The sequence below is a fragment of the Pseudoalteromonas sp. Angola-4 genome (assembly GCF_028599265.1).
Classification (GTDB): Bacteria; Pseudomonadota; Gammaproteobacteria; order Enterobacterales; family Alteromonadaceae; genus Pseudoalteromonas; species Pseudoalteromonas atlantica.
Genome location: NZ_JAQREK010000003.1, coordinates 23,459 through 39,841 on the forward strand (window position 1 = coordinate 23,459; position 16,383 = coordinate 39,841).

General features: G+C 40.9%; 10 protein-coding genes. 4 read left to right on the forward strand and 6 right to left on the reverse strand.

The genetic code is table 11. The annotated features are described in order from the left end of the window. Nucleotides 1–143 precede the first annotated feature (143 nt). Nucleotides 144–1,643 (reverse strand): sensor domain-containing diguanylate cyclase, encoded by a 1,500-nt coding sequence (locus tag PSH48_RS04835; RefSeq protein WP_273611006.1) that lies wholly within the window; start codon nt 1,641–1,643, stop codon nt 144–146. 314 nt (nt 1,644–1,957) lie between these two features. Between PSH48_RS04835 and PSH48_RS04840 the strand changes: the two genes are divergently transcribed. The 3 genes from PSH48_RS04840 (at nt 1,958) to PSH48_RS04850 (ending at nt 6,681) form a co-directional block, all read left to right on the forward strand. Further along, entirely contained in the window at nt 1,958–3,754 is a 1,797-nt protein-coding gene (locus PSH48_RS04840; protein WP_273611007.1) for a glycoside hydrolase family 3 protein, read from the forward strand. A 19-nt stretch (nt 3,755–3,773) separates the two neighbouring features. Then, the gene (locus PSH48_RS04845; protein ID WP_273611008.1) at nt 3,774–4,505 is read left to right on the forward strand and encodes a 5-oxoprolinase subunit PxpA; all 732 of its coding nucleotides are present in this window, start codon (nt 3,774–3,776) and stop codon (nt 4,503–4,505) included. Between the two features lie 139 nt (nt 4,506–4,644). Beyond that, nucleotides 4,645–6,681, forward strand: coding sequence for a S9 family peptidase (locus tag PSH48_RS04850; RefSeq protein ID WP_273611009.1), 2,037 nt, complete (start codon nt 4,645–4,647; stop codon nt 6,679–6,681). A 489-nt stretch (nt 6,682–7,170) separates the two neighbouring features. Here the strand turns inward: PSH48_RS04850 and PSH48_RS04855 are convergent, their stop codons facing one another. Beyond that, nucleotides 7,171–8,772 carry an isocitrate lyase gene (locus PSH48_RS04855; protein WP_004587182.1) on the reverse strand — a complete coding sequence of 534 codons (1,602 nt, stop codon included), beginning with the start codon at nt 8,770–8,772 and terminating at the stop codon, nt 7,171–7,173. Between the two features lie 236 nt (nt 8,773–9,008). Between PSH48_RS04855 and PSH48_RS04860 the strand changes: the two genes are divergently transcribed. Next, a complete protein-coding gene (locus PSH48_RS04860; protein WP_138579599.1) occupies nt 9,009–11,201 on the forward strand; it encodes a malate synthase G in 2,193 nt (730 codons plus the stop codon). 292 nt (nt 11,202–11,493) lie between these two features. Here PSH48_RS04860 and PSH48_RS04865 read toward each other — a convergent pair whose 3' ends face one another. From PSH48_RS04865 to PSH48_RS04880, 4 genes are all read right to left on the reverse strand, one after another. After that, on the reverse strand, nt 11,494–12,219 hold the full coding sequence (locus PSH48_RS04865) for a YebC/PmpR family DNA-binding transcriptional regulator (protein WP_024032996.1): 726 nt from the start codon (nt 12,217–12,219) through the stop codon (nt 11,494–11,496). Nucleotides 12,220–12,397: 178 nt separating this feature from the next. Further along, on the reverse strand, nt 12,398–13,015 hold the full coding sequence (locus PSH48_RS04870) for an HAD family hydrolase (RefSeq protein WP_004588262.1): 618 nt from the start codon (nt 13,013–13,015) through the stop codon (nt 12,398–12,400). A gap of 257 nt (nt 13,016–13,272) precedes the next feature. Further along, nucleotides 13,273–13,764 (reverse strand): DUF6702 family protein, encoded by a 492-nt coding sequence (locus PSH48_RS04875; RefSeq protein ID WP_004588263.1) that lies wholly within the window; start codon nt 13,762–13,764, stop codon nt 13,273–13,275. Further along, nucleotides 13,764–16,199 carry a M1 family metallopeptidase gene (locus PSH48_RS04880; RefSeq protein WP_024032997.1) on the reverse strand — a complete coding sequence of 812 codons (2,436 nt, stop codon included), beginning with the start codon at nt 16,197–16,199 and terminating at the stop codon, nt 13,764–13,766. Before PSH48_RS04880 ends, PSH48_RS04875 begins: the two co-directional genes overlap by 1 nt. Between the last annotated feature and the right edge of the window lie 184 nt (nt 16,200–16,383).

Sequence of the window (16,383 nt, forward strand, 5' to 3'; positions counted from 1 at the left end):
TTTAACCAGCGAAACTTAAAGAAAACTTAAGGCAAGTTAATTAAAATGAGAAAACTTTTAAAGGTGAATAATAGCTAACAATAATTTAATACGGCCACCATTAGTATGCCCAATTATCACACATACAAACAAGCCATTTTTGCTTAATTAACGTCAGCTATTACACATCTGTTGCGGCCATGGTTTTTAGCATAATAAAGTGCTTTGTCGGCACATTTATAAACTTTGTCAATATCGTTACTGTGATCTGGCCAAGTTGCTATACCTATCGAAATAGTAATGTGACCAATAGTATCTATTTTTGAAGACTCCACAGTGGTGCGCAAGCGCTCCGCAATTGTATAAGCACTTTTGTTGTCCTCGTTAGGTAGTACTAGCACAAATTCTTCACCGCCAATACGGGCTATAATATCGTCTTTTCTTGAGAGCTTTTTAATGATGTTTGTTAAGTAAACAAGCGCTTCATCACCTTTATCATGGCCAAAGGTGTCGTTTACGCGTTTAAAAAAGTCGATATCTATTTCTAAAATAGCAAAAGGTGTTTGTTTATACATAAGGTGGTTAAGTAAACCATTTAGGCTTCTTCGGTTATGTGTTTCTGTAAGAGGATCTGTTTGCGCATCATGGCGAAGCTGCCCTATTTGCATTTGTAATATATTAACCCCTTTTAGCATCGCCATTTTTAATCTATGACTTTCAAAGTACCAAGACTTAACCGCTTTTAGTTTTTCTAAGCTTTGAGGATCGTCAAGAGTATCAGCATTCTCGGCTAAACGTTTTAATGGCCTTGCAATAAAGTGCGCAAATAAGCCTATGAGTATAAATGTGATTAATGCCATAGGGATCGTTCGCTTAACTACTTCAATAGTTAATACATCCAGTGATGAAAGCGTTACTTTTAAAGGTCTTTGCGCCACTATGCCCCAACCAGAGGATGCAACCGGTGCATAACCTGCTAACATGGTTTTATTTTTACTATTAAGTACTTGCGACGTACCTTTTTTGCCACTTAACGCAGCGTCTACAACTGCGTTATCAGTAACTAAAGAACCTATACGGTGTGCATCAGGATGATACAAAATACGTTTATTTGAGCTAACCACATATAAATAAGAGCCCCCTTCGTGATAATGCTGCTCTAAAAGAGCATTTAAAATATTTTTTTCTTTTAAATAAAGAGAGCCACCAATGTAGCCTAAATAATTGTTCTCTAAATCAAATAGTGGATGCGATATAAAAACAATTAAGTTGCCAGCTGCCGACATATACGGCTTACTAATTAACGGACGCTTTTCATTAGTAGCCTCAATTGCACCAGGCGTATTTATTGGTTGGCCAATTATAGTAGCAAAGTGTGGAGAAGTAGCTGCAAGAATTCCATTAACGTTAACCACAACAGAGTTAAAACTTTTTGTTTGAAGATTTAACCGAGTTACTTCGCTATTTAGTAACTGCAGATCATCTGTTTGATGTTCAATAACGTTAGCCGAATAAGCCAATTGCTGAAGTGCCGACTCTAAAAAATTGTCAGTTGCGGACGCTAGCTTTTGCGCATAAGCTAGGTTACTTCTGAGAGTGAATGCAGTTAGTTGCTCTTTTTGAACTTGATAAGTAGAGTAAAAACTTCCAATCAGCGTACTCATCGCTGTAGAAAAAGCGAGCAATAAGATTAGAGTTCTTAAATTTAAAGCTGGTAATAATTTTTTAATCAAAGCTCATTCACAACCAATCATTAATTATACTAAAAAGTGTATGCAAAGCCCTCGATTATAACGCTTACCTGAGTATTAAGCCATTAATTATACTGTCTATAGCTTAGTAAAAATCCTTATCAATACGCACTTTGCAGTTGTATAAAAAAGTAGATAAGCTACTGGTACTTATCTATTTAGCGCTGGAGTGTGTTTTGCTAAATAAATGCTTTATTTCGTCTGTTGTTTTTTTATCTGGGTGTTTAATGCCATTACAATCTTCTTTTGCTAAGCCTACTCTGTCTCTTGAGCAACAACTGGGGCAAAAACTAATACTCGATTTACGCTATTTTTGTCAACAAGGGTCAAGCAAACAATGTAGAACACCGGTTACGTCTCTCCCTGATGAACTAGCAGCGGCCATTACAAAGCATAATATTGGTGGGGTAATTTTATTTTCTGAAAACACCCAATCTATTGAGCAAACCATTAACCTTAATAGCCAATTACAAAATGCTGCTAGTAAGTCGAGCTCTAAGCTGCCGTTATTTATTTCAATAGATCAAGAAGGCGGGCGCGTTGCTAGACTGCCTCGCGACGTGGCCACATCATTTACTGGTAACATGTCTATTGGGGCTACATATGAAAAGCACGGTACAAAATATGCGACGCAAATAGCGACGGTTATAGCAAAAGAACTTGAATCTTTAGGTATTAATGTGAACTACGCTCCCACCGTAGATGTAAACATGAACCCAGATAACCCTGTAATTAATGTACGCTCATTTGGTGAAAATCCAGCTTTAGTCAGTAAGCTTGGCGCAGCCCAAGTTGCAGGGTACGAAAACAATGGGGTAATAACGTCGTTAAAGCACTTCCCAGGGCACGGCGATACTAACGTAGATAGCCATACAGGCTTGCCACAAGTTAACCATTCTAAAGAAGAAATTTACCAGCAAGATCTCGCTCCATTTAAGCATATTATTGCTACGCAAAACCCAGGGATGATTATGACGGCGCATATTCAATACCCACAGCTCGATAGCAGTACATTTGTTAGTACTAAAGGCAAAAGTATGATTAAGCCTGCCACTATGTCGCGTACTATCATTACTGATATTTTACGAGGCGAGTTAAAATATCAAGGCGTAGTTGTTACCGACGCACTTGATATGGCTGGCATTAGCGATTTTTTCACTCCTACCCAAGCGGTAATTAATACTTTTGCAGCAGGCGTAGATTTAGCCCTAATGCCCATAGAAATAAGAACACCGGATGATTTAAACGCACTAGACGAACTCATGGATGAACTAATCGCAGCGGTTAACAGCAATCAGCTAAATAAAAACGAAGTGGCTCAATCGGCTTCGCGTATAACAACGTTAAAAAATAAGTTTAAATTAACGACCAAGTTAGACCCATTAAGCACGTTAGCTAAAGCAAAAAATATTATTGGCTCTAAAGCTCATCGAAAAGTAGAAGCCGAGCTTGCCGTAAACGCCATTACCGAGGTTAAAAATAATAATAACGCATTACCCCTTAACTTAACTAAAGGGCAGCATGTACATATTATTATGCCCGACACACGAAAGTGCATGGCTATGCAACAAGCACTTAGCGCAACAAGTTCCATTACGCTTAAATATAGTTGCAGTAGTTTGCAAGGCTTTGACCCAGTAAAAGCACATAACTTAATTAAAAACGCAGATATTGTTATCGCGGGCAACGCCACACCAAACCAAAGTGCAGTAGAGATTGGCGGAATGGATGATTTAAAAGACAATCCTCGCTTTGCGCTCAATACGGCAGAGCAACCTAAAGCGCTGGCATCTTTACTGGATATTGCAGCATCAGTGAATAAAAAAACAATTTTTATAAGCTTACGGGCCCCCTACGACATAGCGCAGTTTGGCAGCAGAGCTAATGCAGTGCTTGCTTCTTATGCGTACAATATAGATACAGATAAAAACAATGCGGTTGCAGGGCCTGCATTTACAGCGCTAGCAAAAGTATTGTTAGGTAATGTACCGGCTCACGGCGTGCTGCCTGTTACCATAAAATAATAAAAACAAGGGATATAAAATGAAACTTAATTGCGATTTAGGCGAGAGCTTTGGCGCATGGAAAATGGGGTTAGATGATGAGGTAATGCCTCATATTGATATGGCGAATATTGCTTGTGGGTTTCATGCTGGTGACTCAGATGTCATCGCTGATACATTATATTTAGCAAAGCAGCATAACGTTCAAATAGGTGCGCATCCAAGTTATCCCGACCAACAAGGTTTTGGTAGGCGCTCTATGGCGCTGAGTGCGCAAGAACTGACTAATTGCTTACATTACCAAATTGCTGCCCTTGATGGCATGACCAAAGTGCAAGGCTTAACACTTAGCTATGTTAAGCCACATGGTGCTTTGTATAACGATATGATGAAAAACGATCATATTTTACAAACGGTTATTACAGCCGTTGCGCACTACCCGTCGCCATTAAAGCTCATGCTATTAGCCACTAAAGACTCTGCTAAACACTCTTTAGCCGCAAACAGTTTAGGCGTTGAGCTAATTTTAGAAGCCTTTGCCGACAGGCAATACACAGATGAAGGACACTTAGTATCTCGCCACCTTGAGGGCAGTGTTCACGATAAACCAGCGCTTTTAGCGCAAGTAAAACAGCTTTTAAACGATGGCACAGTCACCACCCGCTCAGGCAGTACACTTAATTTAAACGCTAACAGCTTATGTGTACATGGCGACAACGCAGCCGGTATTGCACTTATTAAAGAAATTAAATCCCTGTGTGAATTAACTTAATAACTCATACTTTCGAGCTGTAAAGCCCCTTTACAGCTTTAACTCGTAGTTACAAATTATTGTTTCACCGCATTGCGCTTTTCATCCTTTCCCTGCTGACATATAACTATGTATACAAAAAACACAACAGGGAATACAAATGAAGACGCTTATAGCACTAAGTTTAAGTAGCAGTTTATTACTAGCTAGTAGCCAGTTAGCTTTTGCAAAGGACAACACATTACAGCTACAAGATGTGTTTAATCTTGAATATGCCAATCAAATTGATATAACCGACGATGGTAAAACGGTGTACTTTGTACGTAATCGTATGGATATAAAAACCGACCGTAAAGTCAGTAATATTTGGTCAGTTGATTATAAAACCAAACAACTACAGCCGCTTACCTCTGGCGTGCATATGGATCACTCCCCAGTACTTTCACCTGATGGCCAGCGCCTTGCATTTATATCTAACCGCGATGGTAGCAGCCAAATTTATATAAAATGGCTTAAAACAGGTGCTGTAGCAAAAATAAGTAACCTAACCAGCAGCCCACGTGCAATTACTTGGAGCCCTAATTCTAATCAGCTTATTTTTAGTATGTTTGTGCCCAGTAGCAGTGCCGCACCTGTAAGTTTGCCTGGAAAGCCTAAAGGCGCGACGTGGGCCAAACCAGCAAAATTTATAGACGATGTCTACTACCGAGCCGACGGTGGAGGCTACACACAAAAAGGCTATAATCAATTATTTGCTATAGATGCCAACGGCGGTAATGCAAAGCAGCTTACACACGATAAGTTTGATAATGCGGGTGAAGTAAGTTTCAGTAAAAACGGTAAAGCCCTTTATTTTTCTGCCAATCGCCATGAACAAAATCAATTAAAACCAATCAACAGTGAAATATACCAACTTAATTTAACCACCCTAGACATCAAGGCCATTACCAACCGCAATGGGCCAGATCAACAACCTAAAGTATCTCCCGATGGGCGTTACTTAGCGTATACAGGGTATGACGATAAACGTACTAATTACGAAAACACGCAACTTTATATTCGCGATTTAAAGTCTGGTAAAACAACAAGCCTAACCCCTAACTTTGATAGAAGTGTGGGGCAAATTAAATGGAGTGCCAATTCAAAAGGGGTTTACTTTAGCTACGCAGACGAAGGCCAAACCGCCCTTGCCTACCAACCACGCAGTGGTAAGCGTAAAGTGCTCACCGAGCAAATAGGTAGCGTTGCGTTTGGTCGTCCTTATTCGGGCGGCGATTTTGATGTAAGCGAAGATGGCGATATTGCTTTTACACTTGCCGATACTCAGCGCCCTGCAGATATAGCCACTATAAAACGAGGCAAAGCTCGTCGCCTCACTACACTCAATGCCGATGCATTAGGCGATAAAGAACTTGCCAACGTAGAAGAAATTTGGCTTAAATCTAGCCACGACCAGCTGCCAATTCAAGGTTGGATTGCATACCCTCCTGGGTTTGATAAATCAAAAAAATACCCACTTGTTTTAGAAATTCATGGCGGCCCTGTGGCCAATTATGGCCCTCACTTTAGTACCGAGGTGCAATTGTTTGCAGCCAAAGGAAACGTGGTTTTATACATGAACCCACGAGGCAGTGACTCATACGGTAAAACGTTTGCCCAAACAATTCATCATAATTACCCAAGTAACGATTTTGACGATTTAATGACCGGCGTTGATGCACTAATAGCGAAAGGCTTTATTGATGAGTCTAAACTATTTGTAACAGGTGGTTCTGGCGGTGGTGTATTAACCGCATGGATTGTAGGGCACACCGACAGGTTTGCTGCTGCAGTGGTGGCTAAACCCGTCATTAATTGGATCAGCTTTGTACTAACTGCCGACTTTTATCCATTTTTTGCCGATTACTGGTTTCCAGGTAAACCTTGGCATCATATTGAGCACTATATGAAACGCTCACCTATTAGCTATGTAGGTAACGTAACAACGCCCACTATGCTTTTAACAGGGGAGGCAGATTACCGTACCCCTATTTCTGAAACCGAGCAGTTTTATCAAGCCCTTAAGTTGCAAGGTGTTGATACCGCCATGGTGCGTATTCCTAATGCATCACACGGTATTACGGCGCGCCCTTCTAATTTAATGACTAAGGTAGCCTACATTCAATGGTGGTTTGATAAACACTCAAACAAAAAATAAGTTCCGTGTTTAGGTTTAAAAATAGCCACACCTAAGTGGCTATTTTTTTGTAATTACCAACGCTTAGGTTAATTAATGCCAAACTGTAAACCCCCTTTACAGTTTTGAGCTTATCCATATCGGACTTAGGTGTTTTTCAGTTAGTAAAATTTCGGTTTATTGTAATTTTAATCGTTTGAGTTGGTAAAAAATCGGTTTGAGCCACTGTTTATAAGCACTCAGTTAGTAAAAAATTGTTTTATAAAGGCACCAGGTTAGTAAAATTTCGGTTTATTATTTTACTTATACTTAGTAAAACAGCTAAAAACAGCCTTTTAATAGGGGGATTTTGCACTTTAAAGCGGCTTTACAGTAAAAAAGCAGCCATATAGCTGTACTTAATATCTACCTAGTTAAATTGTGATCCAAACTAAATTCAACCGAGCCTGATTTATATTAATACAACAAAAAAAGGGCCTTACGGCCCTTGAGTAACACTATCTAGAAAAGTTAAAACTGGTTCATGGTATTATCTTCACCACCGGCTTTAAGTGCGTTTTCACCAGAGAAGTACTCTTTGTGCGTATCGCCAATATTAGACCCAGCTAAATCTTGGTGCTTAACTGAGGCTTGTTCGCGGCGGATTTCTTGACGTTGTACATCACGTACATAAGCAAGCATGCCCATATCACCAAAGTAACCTTCTGATAAAATATCGGTGCTTAGTGCAGCCGTATGGTATGTAGGCAGTGTAATTAAGTGATGGAAAATACCCGCTTCACGTGCACCATCGCGCTGGAAGTTTTGCACTAATACATCCGCTTCAGCAGCAAGCTCTGTATCGTCCATTTCTGGCGCCATTAGGCCTTTATTATCACCTAGGCTTGGGTAAGCGCTCAAGTCGCGACCCGCTTCTTGCCACTCTTGGTACACTTGCTCACGGAACTTAAGCGTCCAGTTGAATGACGGTGAATTGTTATAAACAAGCTTAGCATCAGGTACTTGCTCTTTAACGCGGTTAACTAGCTCTGCAATTTGTTTAACATGTGGTTTTTCGGTTTCAATCCACAATAAGTCAGCGCCCGATTGTAAGCTTGTTACACAATCTAGTACTACGCGGTCTTTTTCAGTGCCTTCGCGGAACTGGTATAAACCGTTTTCTAAACGCGTTGGCTTACATAATTGGCCATTAATTTTCATTGCCGTATCACCTTCGTTTAAATCATCTACACCGTTAATAGGTGTGGTTTCTAAAAACGCGTTGTACTGGCTAGCTAAGTCTCCTGGCGTTTGAGACACAGGCACTTTTTGCGTAAGGCTTGCACCTAATGAGTCGGTACGCGCAACAATAATACCGTTATCAATACCGAGTTCTAAAAATGCGTAACGTACAGCGTTAATTTTTGCTAAAAAATCTTCGTGCGGTACAGTTACTTTACCTGCTTGGTGACCACATTGTTTAGCGTCAGACACTTGGTTTTCTATTTGAATGGCACACGCACCTGCTTCAATCATCTTTTTAGCAAGTAAGTAGGTTGCTTCTTCGTTACCAAAACCAGCATCAATATCGGCAATAATAGGCACTACATGTGTCTCAAAATTATCAATTTTATCAAGCACCGCTTGCACATCGCCGCCATTGGCTTTCGCTTCGTCTAGATCATTAAATAAGTGGTCTAGTTCACGGGCATCGGCTTGTTTTAAAAACGTATAAATTTCTTCAATAAGCGCAGGCACTGAGGTTTTTTCGTGCATGCTTTGATCCGGTAACGGGCCAAATGCAGAGCGAAGTGCAGCAACCATCCAACCACTTAAGTAAACATAACTGCGCTTAGTTGTTTTTTGATGACGCTTTATTGCCATCATCATTTGTTGCGCAGTAAAACCATGCCAACAACCTAAAGACTGTGTGTATTGGCTGGTGTCTTTATCGTAAGCGGCCATATCTTCACGCATTACATCTGCGGTGTATTGTGCAATTTCAATCCCTGTACGAAAGCGGTTTTGTAAACGCATGCGACTTGCATATTCAGGGTTAATGGCTTTCCATGCGCTACCTTGAGATTGGCAAAGTGTTGCTAGAGTATCGGTTTCACGTGTGTATGTTGTCATAATAAAATCCTTCGAACGGGTCTATAAATTATTTAAATTATTGTGAGAGTGGCTAGGAGTGTGTGCTCCGTATCGCTTAATTCAACATTAGGCTTATTTTTTAGATTTAGTAAATTTATAGTTGTTATTACCGCTATATTTTTTGTGAATGGCTAAAAAGCACGCACTGAGCCTTTTTTGCGTTATTGTTGCTTTAACGCACACAACAACACCGCGACCGTTTAAGGAAGGTAAACATGGCACACACTCTCACACACTCAGGGCTAAGCGTAGATACACAGCTGGCCAACTTTGTAAAAACACAGCTACTCCCAGGCACTCATTTATCTGAGCAGCAATTTTGGCAAAGCTTTGCAAACATAGTACAAACGCTTACCCCGAAAAATAACGCTCTTTTAGCTAAGCGCGAGCAGCTACAACAACAAATAGATGACTACCATAAAACAAATAAAACCTGGGATAGCGCGCAGTACCAAGCGTTTTTAACAGACATTGGCTACCTAGTACCAGAGCCTGCAGACTTTGCCATTGAAACCCAAAATGTAGAGCCCGAAATAGCACTCAGCGCAGGCCCTCAGCTTGTTGTGCCTGTTAGCAACGCACGTTTTGCGCTTAATGCGGCTAACGCGCGCTGGGGTTCGTTATACGATGCGCTATACGGCACCGACGTATTAAGTGAAGACTACGGCGCTGAAAAAGGCACTACGTATAATCCGGTTCGTGGTTTTAAAGTAATGGCGTATGCGCGCCAGTTTTTAGATAAGGCCCTGCCCCTTAAAAATGGCTCACACATAGAAAGCACCAACTACTCAATTGTTGAAGGCGCCTTGTCTATCACCCTAAGAGACAGCTCGCATACTCAACTAAAAAACCCTGAGCAACTTATTGGCTACCAAGGCGAGGCGCAAAACCCAAGTGCTATTTTATTAAAAAACAATGGCCTGCATGTAGAGCTGCAAATAGACCATCACCACCCTATTGGCCAAGCCGACAAAGCAGGATTAAAAGATGTTTTGCTTGAAGCTGCACTAACAACCATTATGGATTGCGAAGACTCTGTTGCCGCAGTAGATGCCGAGGATAAAGTACAAGTTTACAAAAACTGGCTGGGTTTAATGCAAGGTAACTTGGTTGAATCGTTTAAAAAAGGCGATAAAACCATAGAGCGTACTTTACAAAGCGATAGGCAATATACAGCTCTTGATGGCAGCAGCCTTACGCTTAAAGGCCGCAGCATGATGTTTGTCCGTAATGTCGGCCACTTAATGACAAACCCTGCTATTACCGACATTTACGGCCAACCCGTATTTGAGGGCATTATGGATGCGATGTTTAGCGCAACCGCAGCCCTGCACGATTTAAATAAAAAAACAGGCATTAAAAACACCAGTGCGCAAAGTATCAATATTGTAAAACCCAAAATGCATGGCCCTGAAGAAGTTGCTTTTACAAATACGCTTTTTAGCATGGTAGAAGAAGCACTTAGCTTGCCAAAAAACACCCTAAAAATGGGGATTATGGATGAAGAGCGCCGTACTTCAGTAAATTTAAAAGCCTGTATACACGCAGCCAAAGCGCGCGCGGTGTTTATAAATACTGGCTTTTTAGACCGCACGGGCGATGAAATTCATACCTCTATGCACGCAGGGGTCGCTTTGCCAAAAGCCGCTATTAAAGCTCAGCCGTGGATCAAAGCATACGAAGACCGTAACGTTGATACAGGCCTTGCCTGCGGCCTAAGCGGTAAAGCACAAATAGGTAAAGGTATGTGGCCAATGCCAGATAAAATGGCACTTATGATGGAGCAAAAGCTTGCTCATGTGCAATCTGGCGCTAATACCGCGTGGGTGCCCTCGCCTACCGCAGCCACTTTGCACGCTATGCATTATCACGATGTAGATGTATTTACCGAGCAAAAAGAAATTGCCAAACGAGGCATGGCAAGCCTTACTGATTTACTTACACCGCCTTTAATGGCACAGCCGAAAACGCTCAGTAAAGAAGATATTCAAAGTGAGCTTGAGAACAATGCACAAGGCATTTTAGGCTACGTAGTACGCTGGATAGACCAAGGTATTGGCTGCTCAAAAGTGCCTGATATTAACCACATAGGCTTAATGGAAGACAGAGCAACCTTGCGTATTTCAAGTCAACATATGGCAAATTGGCTACAGCATGGGGTGTGTACTCAACAACAAATAGAGTCGATTATGGCTAAAATGGCTAAAGTGGTTGATGGCCAAAATGAGCACGACAGCGCGTATAAGCCAATGGCACAAAGCGAAGAGTCACTAAAAAATAGTATTGCTTATCAAGCCGCTTTAGCACTTGTATTAGAAGGTGCTAAGCAGCCAAGTGGCTACACCGAGCCCTTATTACACAGTTACCGCTTAAAATATAAAGCAAAACACTATAACCTAGCTGAATAGTTAACATTAGTTTAATAGCAAAAAAGCGCGTTTTGCCTACACAAAACGCGCTTTTTGTTTATTAGGGCGTGTTGATCTTTGCAGATTGAAATTTGTTCAACCTAGGCAGAACCCAAAAGGGCAGCGTATGTTTGGCATTTATGCTACGTTATCGCCTATTTATGGGGAATAACCACACTTCATAGGCTCTGCCTTGCCTAAAAACCAAACATACTGCTGCAAATTCAAGCGCCAAAGGTCAACACGCCCTAGTACCGTTATTTATTTAGTGCGCACTGTACCAAGCGCTAAATTAATTTTTAATTATTGCATTGTGATACACGTTTTGAACGTCATCACAGTCTTCAAGCATGTTGATGAACTTGTCAAAATTAGCAATAACTTCTTCATCTTCAATTTCTACATGCACTTGCGGAACAAACGTAATTTCATCTACTTCAAAGTTAATCCCTTCAAAGTTTTCCTCAAGCGCTGTTTTCGCTTTATAGTACTCAGTATGGGGTGCAAATACCGACACTTTACCATTTTCAACTTCCACATCGGTTACATCAACATCGGCCATCATTAGTGCTTCAAGGACCACTTCGTCATCGTCACCGGCAAAACCAAGTACAGCAAGGTGATCGAACATATGTGCAACACAGCCCGGTGTACCAATTTTTGAATCTGTTTTGGTAAACGGTAAACGTACATCTTTAATTGTACGGTTTGGGTTGTCGGTTAAGCAATCAACAATAACCATGCAGTTGCCTGGGCCATAGCCTTCGTAACGTGCGGGAGAATAATCTTCCCCTGCCCCACCGGCTGCTTTTTCAATTGCTTTTTCTATTACGTGAGCAGGAACCTGGTCTTTTTTTGCTTTTTCAATTAGACGACGCAGTGATTGATTGACATCGGGGTCTGGTTCGCCATTTTTAGCGGCAACATAAATTTCTTTACCGTACTTTGAGTTAACTTTAGTTTTTGCGTTGGCTGTTTTAGCCATCGAGCTCTTACGGACTTCAAATGCTCTGCCCATCTTGTGCCTCTAATCAATACGTTAATTTTGCCATATTTTACCAATTCAAACCCTATTGGGCTAGGGTCTGTTGAACTTTACAAACTGAATTTAAAACAACCTATTTGCTAAATAAATAAGGCCGAGCCTATGCAAATAATACAGGAGTAATTACACAAAAATAAAAGCTAAGCGCTATTTAACATAACTCTACTTTTTGTGAGTAACTTTCGACTAAAGTAACTAACTCTGTAAATTCACGTAAAACGTAATCAGCTTGGTCGGCATAAATAGGCACCGCGTTTGGCGCGTACAAACAAGCGCGCATATTTGCATTATGTGCTGCTTGAATGTCGTATAAAAAATCCCCTACGTATAACAAGTTGCTGGCGTTTATATTCCAAAGCGTGGCAATTGCATTTAAGGCACTGGGATCGGGTTTGGCTGGGGCATCGCTACGGGTTAATACCGTTTCGATAGGTAGCGGGTTATTTTGTAGCTTTATTGCTGCCGCTTTATCAAAATTGCGGGTAACAATAGCCATAGGAATATTTTTAACTTTAAGGGCGTTAACAGCTTCGGTTACGCCTGGCAATATAGTAGCAAACTGAGCGTCTTGCAGCTCGTGCTGGTGCACTATATTCATCGCTTCTTCACGCATGTAGGGCGATGGAAGCTGGGCAATATAATCAAGTAGGTCTTGCTCGCATGGGCAACCTATTTGTGCTTTTATAAGAGAGAAATCTAACTCAGACGATACTAACGTGCCATCTAAATCAAATATAACTCCTTGAATAGCCTCTACTTGAGCTTTCATATCATTCCTTGAATGGGGTAAAAATCAATACAACATGTGTACACATAATGACTCTACTTCATGAGAATAATTTAGCAAATGTTTATCAAACAAATTATTAGAAAAGTATTCACTTATCTATTACTTAGCCTTATAAACACCAATTAATTACTAAAATTCTACGAACAGCTAGTAGTAACAGATCAAAAATGAACACAGCATAAACAAAAGGAGAATACGCGCACATAAACTGCAGTGCGCGTAGGTTGGGGAAGTACTTATTGCTCGAACTTAGCCTCGAGCCAGGTATCGTTTTGGGTAAAGTGAAGGGTTTTAATCTTACCTTTACCTTCTACGTTTACCATATTTACTTGAGAAGGCCATAAGTCACGCAGTGCGCCATTACTCATTTTTATGCCTTCAATCCCTTTTGGGATAGGAGCTTCTTGATACACCCAAAAAAACTTTCCATCAATTTGCGCACCGACTTGGCTAAGCGTTAATGGCTTACCCTTTAAGGTTTGCAGCGCAACATGCGACTCAACATACTCTACAAAACGTTGTTGGTCGGCCTTGTTGCTAATGATATCGGCTTTTCCATTAAATAAATGCGCTACAGCATGCTCAGTATCATGTAAATAAAAGCGATGCATAAGCTCAATATTGTTAGTGCGTTTATTAAAAAGCACCGTAGTAACCGATGACTTTAGTTGATGCGCCATACTTGGCGCAGCAACTAAAAGGCAAACAATAATAAGCAAAAAGCGCATTATTGTTGCTCCTCACCATCTTTTTTCTCGTCTTTTTTAAGCTCAGTTTTAATGTCTTGCATAATATCTCGACTTACTTTCGCTTTACTCTTTTTCTTTTTATACACTTCAATACGTGAAGGAATAATACGACGAGGGTAGTTGTTGTTCTCAACATCTACATCAGCTGTTTCCCAGCGAGGGTCAACGCTTACCGATACCAATGGCTTATTTTTATCTGTAACAATAAGCTTTTGTACATTTTTGTGATTACGGCGCCAAATTTCAGCCGGAATGTAACGCTCTTCGGTTGTGCCATCTTCATAAGTTAGCTCTAATAAAATAGGCATTACCAAGCCACCTAGATTTGAAAACTCCATAACATAGTAGTTTTTATCTTCTTCAAGCGCGCGATCTAGCGTTTTACGCTCCCACGGCTCTAAGCCTTTTAAAAACTTGTTGTACGCGTTTCGTTCTTTATTGGTAACAGTAAAGCGGTCGTTTTCGTCGTAAAAGTCGGTAATATCTGGATTTTTTTCAACCCAAGTTTGCTTACCTTCTTCACGGTTGCGCTTAACAAATAGTGATGTTGGTTTGTCTGCTTCTATATCGCGTAAGCGTTTAAAGTCAATATCAGGGTTTTTAGTATCTAAACGTAATTGATACACTTTATCTAACGAGATATCTACATGGTCGGTGCTGTAAAACCAGCCGCGCCAAAACCAATCTAAATCAACACCCGAGGCTTCTTCCATCGTACGGAAAAAATCTGCTGGAGTAGGGCGCTTGTATTTCCAGCGCTGTGCGTACTCTTTAAAAGCAAAGTCGAATAAGTCACGGCCTAAAATAACTTCACGTAATATATTAAGTGCCGCGGCTGGTTTAGTATAAGCATTAGGGCCTAAACGAAGTACGCTGTCTGACTGCGTCATAATAGGTACTTGGTTTTGCGATTTCATGTAGCTCACAATATCGCGCGGCTCAACACCCCACGGTATAGTTGGGTCCCATTCACGCCCTGCAACGCCATCTAAAAAGCTATTTAAACCTTCATCCATCCAGGTCCATTGACGCTCATCAGAGTTTACAATCATAGGGAAGTAAATATGGCCAACCTCGTGAATAACCACACCAATTAAAAAGCGTTTTTCAGCTTGAGAATAAGTGCGCGAGCCATCATCTTGCAGCTCTGTACGTGGGCCATTAAAAGTGATCATTGGGTATTCCATACCACCTACAGGGCCATTTACCGATTGCGCTACAGGGTATGGGTAGTCAAATGAATAGCGAGAATACACTTCCATTGTATGTACTACAGATTCAGTTGAATACTTTTTCCATAAATCGCCACCCTCTTTAGGGTAAAACGACATAGCCATCACTAAAGGTTGTTCATCGCCACCTTGCTGATAGCCCTTTGCATCCCACATAAATTTACGCGACGACGCCCACGCAAAGTCACGCACATTTTCTGCTTTAAAGTGCCATGTTTTTGTTTTATCGGTACCTTGTTTTTCGTTTTCTAACGCTTCTTCTTCAGTAACAATAAATACAGGGCGTTTTGCTGTTTCAGCTTTTTCTAAGCGGTTACGCTGCGTGCGTGTAAGCACTTTGCTTGCGTTATCTAACTTACCTGTTGCCGATACAATATGATCAGCAGGTACAGTAATTTCTACATCGTAATCACCAAACTCAAGCGTAAACTCACCACGGCCTAAAAACGGCTTGTTTGTCCATGCTTCGTAATCGGTGTACGCAGCTAAACGCGGAAACCACTGCGCAAGTAAAAATATATCGTTGCCATCTTCTTCAAAGTGCTCGTAACCAGAACGTGCACCTACGGCATCTTCTTCAACAATGTTAAAAGCAAAGTTCATACTAAACTCAGCTTCTTTGCCTGGTTTTAGCGGCTCGTTTAAATCTATACGCATTAGCGTATCAACAACAGTTACGCGCAGTTCATCGCCATTGTCATCTTTTACATTGCTAATTGTATAGCCTAACTCGTTGTCGCTCATAAATTGTTGACGACGTAGCTCACCTAAACTTAATTTAGCCGGCTTTTGCGCAGGTAAACTATTTAGCGTGCTTTTAAACGTTTTTGTGGTTTCGGCAATTGAGTCGCTTTTAAAAATATTTTGATCTAACTGTAACCACAAATATTTAAGTGTATGCGGCGAGTTATTTTTATACTCAATGCTTTGGCTTGCTGTTAAGCGGCGCTTTTTTTCATCAAGCTTTACATCTATGTCGTAATTAACACGTTGTTGCCAGTATTTTTCGCCAGGCTCACCTGCGGCACTACGATAAACATTTGGGGTAGGAAGCGCTTCGTCTAACTGGCGAAACTTATCAACGAATGAGCCTTTAGTTTGCTCAACGGATGACGCTAACACAGCGCTCGACATTGCCAAAGGCAACACAAACGCGCTTAGCGTAAGAACTGTTTTTTTCATTATGAGTCCTAGTGGAATTTTGTGAGCGTACTTTGACAAAGTTACTATTTTTGTTCAATTAATTAGCGACCAACCGCCCATTAAACACGGTAATATTCACGTTGTTTTAACATGGTTTTTGAATCAGTAAATTAAGCCGCTTTTAAAACTGTAAAGGGGGTTTACACTTTATAGCTAGTTGATG

Bases quoted from the DNA above. Each gene is read 5' to 3' on its own strand.
- PSH48_RS04865 (WP_024032996.1), bottom strand. From the start codon at position 12,219: ATGGGCAGAGCATTTGAAGTCCGTAAGAGCTCGATGGCTAAAACAGCC.
- PSH48_RS04870 (WP_004588262.1), bottom strand. From the start codon at position 13,015: ATGAAAGCTCAAGTAGAGGCTATTCAAGGAGTTATATTTGATTTAGAT.
- PSH48_RS04840 (WP_273611007.1), top strand. From the start codon at position 1,958: ATGCCATTACAATCTTCTTTTGCTAAGCCTACTCTGTCTCTTGAGCAA.
- PSH48_RS04835 (WP_273611006.1), bottom strand. From the start codon at position 1,643: ATGAGTACGCTGATTGGAAGTTTTTACTCTACTTATCAAGTTCAAAAA.
- PSH48_RS04850 (WP_273611009.1), top strand. From the start codon at position 4,645: ATGAAGACGCTTATAGCACTAAGTTTAAGTAGCAGTTTATTACTAGCT.
- PSH48_RS04880 (WP_024032997.1), bottom strand. From the start codon at position 16,199: ATGAAAAAAACAGTTCTTACGCTAAGCGCGTTTGTGTTGCCTTTGGCA.
- PSH48_RS04855 (WP_004587182.1), bottom strand. From the start codon at position 8,772: ATGACAACATACACACGTGAAACCGATACTCTAGCAACACTTTGCCAA.
- PSH48_RS04860 (WP_138579599.1), top strand. From the start codon at position 9,009: ATGGCACACACTCTCACACACTCAGGGCTAAGCGTAGATACACAGCTG.
- PSH48_RS04875 (WP_004588263.1), bottom strand. From the start codon at position 13,764: ATGCGCTTTTTGCTTATTATTGTTTGCCTTTTAGTTGCTGCGCCAAGT.
- PSH48_RS04845 (WP_273611008.1), top strand. From the start codon at position 3,774: ATGAAACTTAATTGCGATTTAGGCGAGAGCTTTGGCGCATGGAAAATG.